At 48.5% G+C, this 7513-nt stretch carries 6 protein-coding genes and 1 pseudogene; 3 read left to right on the forward strand and 4 right to left on the reverse strand.

Annotation, left to right across the window (positions count from 1 at the left end; translation table 11 throughout):
• Window positions 1–243 precede the first annotated feature (243 nt).
• Window positions 244–1305 carry a YedE family putative selenium transporter gene (gene yedE, locus Q0620_RS02160; protein WP_298783026.1) on the reverse strand — a complete coding sequence of 354 codons (1062 nt, stop codon included), beginning with the start codon at window positions 1303–1305 and terminating at the stop codon, window positions 244–246.
• A 488-nt stretch (window positions 1306–1793) separates the two neighbouring features.
• On the opposite strand from yedE, the gene Q0620_RS02165 reads away from it, so the two are divergent.
• The 3 genes and pseudogenes from Q0620_RS02165 (at window position 1794) to Q0620_RS02170 (ending at window position 3890) form a co-directional block, all read left to right on the forward strand.
• The gene (locus tag Q0620_RS02165) at window positions 1794–2138 is read left to right on the forward strand and encodes a hypothetical protein (protein WP_298783027.1); all 345 of its coding nucleotides are present in this window, start codon (window positions 1794–1796) and stop codon (window positions 2136–2138) included.
• A 36-nt stretch (window positions 2139–2174) separates the two neighbouring features.
• A pseudogene (locus Q0620_RS10815) lies at window positions 2175–2243 on the forward strand (hypothetical protein); the annotation flags it as partial.
• A gap of 105 nt (window positions 2244–2348) precedes the next feature.
• Window positions 2349–3890, forward strand: a complete 1542-nt coding sequence (locus tag Q0620_RS02170) for a TonB-dependent receptor (protein WP_366125018.1) — start codon at window positions 2349–2351, stop codon at window positions 3888–3890.
• A 219-nt stretch (window positions 3891–4109) separates the two neighbouring features.
• On the opposite strand, the gene Q0620_RS02175 is transcribed toward Q0620_RS02170, so the two are convergent.
• The 3 genes from Q0620_RS02175 to trpB are packed head-to-tail and all read right to left on the reverse strand — an operon-like array spanning window position 4110 to window position 7183.
• Window positions 4110–5252: a hypothetical protein gene (locus Q0620_RS02175; RefSeq protein WP_298783029.1), complete on the reverse strand. Its 1143-nt coding sequence runs from the start codon at window positions 5250–5252 to the stop codon at window positions 4110–4112.
• Window positions 5253–5262: 10 nt separating this feature from the next.
• Complete coding sequence (gene trpA / locus Q0620_RS02180; RefSeq protein ID WP_298783030.1) at window positions 5263–6009, reverse strand: tryptophan synthase subunit alpha; 747 nt, start codon at window positions 6007–6009, stop codon at window positions 5263–5265.
• A complete protein-coding gene (gene trpB / locus Q0620_RS02185) occupies window positions 6002–7183 on the reverse strand; it encodes a tryptophan synthase subunit beta (RefSeq protein ID WP_298783031.1) in 1182 nt (393 codons plus the stop codon). The genes trpA and trpB overlap by 8 nt, the downstream gene beginning before the upstream one ends.
• Window positions 7184–7513 lie beyond the last annotated feature (330 nt).

Consider the following 7513-nt stretch of genomic DNA (forward strand, 5'->3'; position numbering starts at 1 on the left):
ATTTAAAGGCGCGACTCTTAAAAATTGATCGTAATCTTTTTTTGTGCGGAATATATTTTTATCATTTTGCTTTATCGCGCTATGAATACGGCTACAAATTTTTAAATTCCATCTCTAGCTGCTTGCGCCAATCTTGCAGCGAGCGCTCTGCGCTAGCGGCGTATTTCTTTATAAGTACGCCGCCAGAGCTTGATCAGATACGCTGCCTCTGTATAGATTGATCTCTGAGATTAAATATCAGCCTTAAGCGCCGCGTCTTTGAAAAATCCCCACGTAAAGCGCAAAAACAAAACCGATCGCGACCGCGTAAGGAGCGAACTCGGTGATGCCTTTAGCCGAGCTTGCGAGCAAGAAATTATGCGCGATCGCGGCGCCCGCCGCCATGCCGATGACGAAGATGCCCGAGCTTAAATTTCCCGTGCCGGCCTGCACCAGATGCTTGCCCGGGCAGCCCTCGCTGAGACTGAAGCAAAGTCCTGCGAGCACCATGCCTAAGAAATTCCAAACGAAATCGTTATGAGCGATAGGCTGACCCTCAAAGCCGAGTTTGTATTGTCCAAACGCGATATTTGCGATGCTCGCAAACACGATGACGCTTAGCACGCCCCAAAACATCGAGAAATCGCCGCGGAAAATTTTACCGAACGCGCCGACGCTGCAAAATTTGCTTCTGTGCATCACCGCGCCCACGATAATGCCCGCAGCCAGCGAGATGCCTACTGCGGCGTGTTGCGCACCGGGACCTTTAGCGGAGATAAAAAGCGCACCGCCCTCGCCCGTTTTGAGTCCGAAAACCAAAGCCGCAAGAAGCGCTGCGCCCAGTATCACGGGCAAAATTCCGATCGGGCCGCTAAGCCTTGCCTCTTTGCTCGCCTCATAGCCGCGCTTTTTAAGCAAAAACCCAATGAGTACGCCGCAGATTAGACCCGCTAATCCGGCTAGCGCGGTCAAATCGCCGCCGCCTAGGCGCAAAAACGCGCGCCACGGACATCCCAAAAATACAAGGCAGCCGATCATCGCGAAAATCCCTAGGAAAAATTTCGCAAACGGCGAGCTGCCCGTAACCGGCGCAAACTCGCGCGTCCAAAGCACGCTTGCTAAAAAGCCGCCGAACACGAGCCCTATGATCTCCGGGCGGATGTATTGCACTGCGGCAGCTCGGTGAAAGCCCAGCGCGCCCGTGGTATCGCGCAAAAAACAAGCGACGCAAACGCCCATATTGCCCGGGTTTCCAAAATGCACCAGCGTCGCACCCAGCACGCCTAGCACGGCGCCTGCGATAATGTACCATTTAACGTTATTCATGAAAAAGTCCTGAAATAATCTAGATCGACCGATCTCTTAGGCGCGATTTTATCCTTTGTAAAATAAAAAGCAAATAAATTCCGATCTAAATTTGCGAAAAGCGAAATTTTAAAATCGTGCGGGCGGCCGCTAAATTTAAACGCAAGCAAATCGCAGGCGTTTAAATTTAGACTCTTTGCTGCGATAGAAGTGTCGAATTTAGCCGCTCGATTTCGGCGCAGACGGATCGCAATAAGAAGCCATGGCGCAGAGGCGGTCAGATGAAACGCGATACAAACGGATACAGGCAGAGCAGAGTTGAGGGGGACAGAAACGGCGCAAATAGAGTGTAGGCATGACGTAGCCAAAACGCGGAAACGGCTTAGACGGAGCACAATGCTTGCCGCCAATAAAAACAAATTTCAAATATTTTTGAAATTAAATTTCAACCTTATTTAAGTATGTAGATATATAATAATGTATTTCAATTTTATTTTAAAGGTCGGGGCATGAAAAAGCGAATTTTATTGGTGCCGCTTGCAATAGGCGCGATAGGCGGAGCGAATGCGGCCGAAAACAACGCCACGAAGTCGCAGGATCTAGGCCAAATCGTCGTGCAAGCGACGGTAAGCGCGGTCGATAACCTAAAATACGCGGGCTCGGCCGGAATTTTAACCCCCAAAGATATGAAAGCCAAAACCAACGTGATCGATTCGATCATGCAGATACCAGGCGTCGACGGCAGTATGGATATGGGGCGACAGATCGGCAGGCAGTTTCAGATACGAGGATTCGGATATCAAAGCGACGAGCGCGTCATTATCAAGCAAGACGGCGTGCGCAGAGAAGCCTAGGAATTTACTCAAATATGATCTCATCTTTATCGCACCGATAGCGACATCTTAAAGCGCGTCGAGGTCGTAAAGGGCGCCTCATCGGTGCTGCACGGCTCGGGCGCGATCGGCGGTATTGTAAATATGCAAACCAAAAGCGCGAGCGATTATCTAAGCGAGGGCAAAAGCGTAGGCTTGATGCTGCTAGGACAGAGGCTCGAATCAAACAATATGCATAGCACCCGCGGCGCGGTTTACGGCAAGGGCGAGGAGATTCCGATCGACGTTTTACTCTACGGCAAGCGCGCAAGCTACGGCAACGTTAAGTTCGCAGACGGCGGCACGCACTACGCCCCGGACTACGACAAGAGCTTTAATAACGAGCATATCGATACCGGATTTTTTAAGATCGGCGCGAATTTGGACGATCACCGCATAAGCTTCAGCGCCTTTGATTACGACGAAAATTTACATACGATGTGGCAGACACTATGGCAAAATGATGCAGATCTCTTCGTAAGCGGAAATTTAAGCCAGAGAGATTACGTTTTTGATTGGAGCTTTACGCCGCAAAGCCCGCTAGTGGATATGTCTTTTAAGGCCTACAAAAGCAGAGCCGAGTATAAACGCGGCTATATCGATGGCGCAAATACCGGAAACTACGCTAATAAAGACGATCGCAAGGGTTTAGAGATCAAAAATATCTCGGAATTTGATACGGGCTTTTTAAATCATAGCTTCGCTTTCGGCGGCGATTATGAAAATAGGCAGGAGGATGCGATCTTTATCCGAAACGGCGTGCTATCGGATTTTGCCTCCTTTCCGAACGAATACAATAGCTACGGGCTTTTCGCGCAGGATTTGATCCGCTTGCACGATGATTTAGAACTTACCTTAGGCGGTAGATACGATCGATTTGATCGCGACATCAAAGGCAAACCCGCTAAATTTAAAGATTCGAGATTTTCTCCGCGCGCGGCGATTGCCTATACGCTCTTTGATAAATTTACTCTTTTAGCGGGATACAGCGAGAGTTTCCGCGCGCCTACTCCGCATGAGACATCGCAAAAAGGGCCGATAAACCGAATGTATTATTACATCCCAAATCCCGATCTAAAGCCCGAGACCGTCAAAGAGTACGAGGTCGGATTTAGTTTTAAACAGGATGAAATTTTTACGGACGATCACTTCAATATGAAATTTATCTACTTTAACGGCAATATCAAAGATATGATTGACGTTAAGCCGCTACCACATCTAGGCGTGCCGCCGGGCGGCTTTTCGCAACAATACGGGCAGTATCAAAATATCGATCAAGCCAAAAGGCATGGTTTTGAGCTAAGCTCAAACTACCAAACGCAGGACTTTGATTTCGGCGCGAGCTTCGAGCGACTTAGAATTTACAATAAAAAGACGCACGAAAACATCAATAACCACGCCAAAAAGTTAAGCGCGAACATAGATTATTCGCCGCTGCAAGATTTGAGTCTAGGATTTCAGGTGAGCCATTATTTCAAACCTCACTCCAAACCCGCTTCATATTTTGCACGCGGGAGGGAGTATTTTTATGTAGATAAGTCCTTTACGATCGCTAATTTTAGAGGAAGTTACAAGATCAAAAACGGCATTATTCCGGCCCTTGACGGCGCGGACGTAAGCTTTGGCGTAAATAATATTTTCGATAAGCACTACATCAACGCAAACCGCACGCGAGATACCGTAGTAGTCGGTGCGGGGCGAAATTTCTACGTCGATTTGGAAGTAAGATTTTAGATTAAGCTTATACGGGCGAGGCGCGGGTTAAATTTTAAAGCTTACCCGAGCTTGCGTCCTCTTTCTTTTTAAATTTAAGCCTCATCGCGACCTTTTGGCGATGGGGCTTAAATGTGGCATAAATTTCTAGCGCTATAAAATTCCGCAATTTTTAAAATTTAACAAACTGCAAAATTTTATGGGTCGCAAAGCCCGCAAGTTGCGAATTTTCTCGCCTCATCAATTGATAGCGTTGGAGCTTTTTAGTACCACTAGATGTTTTTTGCCCGCGAAGCTTAGCACTACGGCTGCATTATTTTCGTCGATTTCGCGCACCAGCTCTACTCGCACGTCGCTAGGTCTTGCGGTATCCGAGCCGAGCAGCTCATTTTCTAAAATGTTTCTAAATGCCGAAACCTTGGGCTCTTTTGCATCCGATCTTTCCTTTGCTCCCTCGCGAAATTCCATCGTGCCACTCTCGGCAGGGCTTACTTTAAGCGGCGAAATTTTATCCTCTGCTCTTATATTCTCGGCGCTCTCAGAGCTTTCGTCCGCCTCCGTAGCTTCCGAACGCTCGGCACGCGCAACTTCATCGTAAAATTTATCGCGCATGCTCTCTTCGCTCACGTTCTCGCCTCTTAAAAAATCTGCGCTATCTACGTTTTTTAAGTCGTTAGAATTTTTGGAATTTAAAGCAGAGGCTTCATCTTTCTTCGCAAACTCTTGTGCGTCAGAATAATTTGCGTTCTTAGATCCGCTCTGATTTTTAAAAGAGGAGTCGTTTAAAATTTCATCTATGCCCGCTCCGTCCACATCAGCGCTATCCATGCTAGCGTTGTCTTCAAAAACCCGCCATGTCTCGTCGATACTTTTTTGCGGCTTGTGTGATAAAAATTTTCGTACGCCGACGAAAGCCGCGGCTGCAAGCAATAACGCTACGATTATCGGCATTACAGAAACTCCACTGCTACCGCTTTGCGCCGTTTCATTCGCCTCACTTTTAACGCTCATCTTACTTTGATCGAAAGCGGGATTTTTTACGCGCAAAATGAGCTTTAAATTGCCGTCTTGAGTAAGAGCATCAACCGACAGATCGGCTCCGGTGGGGAAATTTATCTCGATATCCTTGCCCTTGGGCGTGATCGTAAAGCTTTTAAGCACCTTTTGATTGGTGCGCATTTCGTTAAATTTCTCATCGCCGCCGAGCCCCTTTAAAATAAGGCTCATCGACTGCCCATCGACGCTGCGTACGATGTCGGGCTTGTATGCGGAGTCAAACGCCAAGACAATATCCACGCTATCGTCGTGGTTGAAAAGATCATATTGCATCAGATTGGCGCCGAGGCAAAAATTTGCGATTAAAATCAAAAATATCTTTTTCATATTTATTCCGTTAATTAAAAAGTTCGGCGATCTTGTCTTGCAGATCGTGCCCGTCGTAGTTCGCGCATAAATTTACGATCGCAGTGCCGATGATAGCGCCGTCTGCGTATTCTTTCGTAGCGCGAACGTCGCTAGAGTTGCGAATACCAAAGCCGATCGCTACGGGCAGATCGCTCATTTTTTTAAGATCTGCGACCATATTTTTAAGGCGCGAGATCGGAGTTTGCTTGCTTCCGGTCACGCCGATAGCTCCCACGCCGTAGATGAAGCCCCGCGCGCGGCTCAAAACTCGCGCGGCGCGGTGCTCGCTCGTAACGCTAATAAGCGGGATGAGCGCGATACCGAACTCCTCGCAAAGCGCGAAAATTTCCTCGTTTTCTTCATACGGCAGATCGGGGATTATTAGTCCGCTGATGCCGTAGCTCGCCGCCTGCGCTACAAACTCGCGCACGCCGTAGGCAAAGATCACGTTGTAATAGACCAAAAATACGAGCGGCTTGCGCGTTTGCACCTCTTTTAAAATTTCAAATACTGTGCCCGCGTTTACGCCGTTTTGCACCGCGGAGAAGCTCGCCTTAAAAATTTCCGGGCCGTCTGCGAGCGGATCGGAATACGGGATGCCGATCTCAAGCAGATCGATCGCGCTTTCGTCTAAATTTGACAAAAACTCCTTCGTGTGCGCTGGGCTCGGATAGCCAGCCACGATATAGCCGATGTTCGCCTTTTTGCCCGCAAAGGCCGCCTTGATCTTATCCATAAATCGTTCCTTTTTTGTAATTCATCACGGTATCCATATCCTTATCTCCCCTGCCGCTTACGTTTACGACGATCGTTTTTCTGCCTTTTAACTGCGGACAGAGCTTTTCTAAATACGCTAACGCGTGCGCGCTTTCGATCGCGGGGATGATGCCCTCAAGCCTGCAGAGCAGTTTAAGCGCCGTGATGCACTCATCGTCGGTTACCGCTTCGTATTTTGCGCGACTTATCTCGTGTAGATGTGCGTGCTCCGGGCCCACTCCAGGATAATCAAGCCCCGCCGAGATGCTGTGAACAGGCTCGATCATGCCGAATTTATCCTGTAGCACGATCGTTTTCATACCGTGGATGATGCCCGCGCGCCCGTTAGTGATGGTCGCTGCGTGATAAGGGGTTTGTGCGCCCAAGCCGCCCGCTTCGACGCCGATGAGCTGCACGGCAGGATCATCCACGAACGCGCTAAAAATTCCTATCGCATTGCTTCCGCCACCCACGCAGGCTAGGACGTAATCGGCCTTGATCCCCTTGCTTGCAAGCTGCGATTTGGTCTCGGTACCGATGACGCTTTGAAAATCCCTAACCATCTTCGGATACGGATGCGGCCCGACCGCCGAACCGATGACGTAAAATACGCTCTCGATCTCATTTACCCACGCCTGAATCGCCGCGGTGGTGGCCTCTTTGAGCGTTTTTAAACCGGTGCCGATTTTGATTAAATTTGCACCCAAAAGCTGCATTCTAAAGGCGTTGAGCTGCTGGCGCGCGGCATCGGTCTCGCCCATATATACGTCGCACTCAAGCCCGAATAGCGCCGCTGCCGTCGCCGTAGCCACGCCGTGCTGACCCGCGCCGGTTTCGGCGATGACCTTTTTTTTACCCATCTTTTTAGCTAACAGCGCCTGCGCAAGGGCGTTATTGATCTTATGAGCGCCCGTATGATTAAGATCCTCGCGCTTTAGATAAATTTCATGCCCGTAGTGCTCGCTAAGGCGCGCGGCGTGATATAGCGGCATCGGACGCCCCGCATATTCGCGCAACAAGTAACCCAGCTCGTCTTTAAATTCCTTAGTCTGCGCTATGGTGTTGTACGCATCCTCCAACTCCTCGAGCGCAAACATCGCCGTCTCAGGCACGAACTGCCCGCCGAAACTACCGAAATACGCCTTTTTATTCATCCTATCTCCTCGCATTAAATCGCAAGATTATATAAAATTTCGCGTTAAATTTCGCTTTTTTGACGGCACCTTTTGCGGCTCTCTTCTAAATTTATCGGATATGCAGCCGCAAAAACGCGCGGCATAAAATAGTAAATTTTAAAATTTACACTTCAAATTGCGGCTAATGTTTTGCTTGATGAGTAGCCCCAACTTCGTAAATTTGAAGAATTTATAAATTTATTTGCTTTCATTGCCAATATCGCTCTTTTTAGAATTACCGATAGGACAAATTATATTGTCGGTATCCGTAATCCTTAATTTTTTCCACTCTTCAAAACTATTAACTCT

It is taken from the genome of uncultured Campylobacter sp. (assembly GCF_938017615.1).
GTDB lineage: Bacteria > Campylobacterota > Campylobacteria > Campylobacterales > Campylobacteraceae > Campylobacter_B.

What these genes read in the sequence shown, in the direction of transcription:
- Q0620_RS02175 (WP_298783029.1), bottom strand. Translation starts at nt 5,252, where the DNA reads ATGAAAAAGATATTTTTGATTTTAATCGCAAATTTTTGCCTCGGCGCC.
- yedE (WP_298783026.1), bottom strand. Translation starts at nt 1,305, where the DNA reads ATGAATAACGTTAAATGGTACATTATCGCAGGCGCCGTGCTAGGCGTG.
- trpB (WP_298783031.1), bottom strand. Translation starts at nt 7,183, where the DNA reads ATGAATAAAAAGGCGTATTTCGGTAGTTTCGGCGGGCAGTTCGTGCCT.
- trpA (WP_298783030.1), bottom strand. Translation starts at nt 6,009, where the DNA reads ATGGATAAGATCAAGGCGGCCTTTGCGGGCAAAAAGGCGAACATCGGC.
- Q0620_RS02170 (WP_366125018.1), top strand. Translation starts at nt 2,349, where the DNA reads ATGCATAGCACCCGCGGCGCGGTTTACGGCAAGGGCGAGGAGATTCCG.
- Q0620_RS02165 (WP_298783027.1), top strand. Translation starts at nt 1,794, where the DNA reads ATGAAAAAGCGAATTTTATTGGTGCCGCTTGCAATAGGCGCGATAGGC.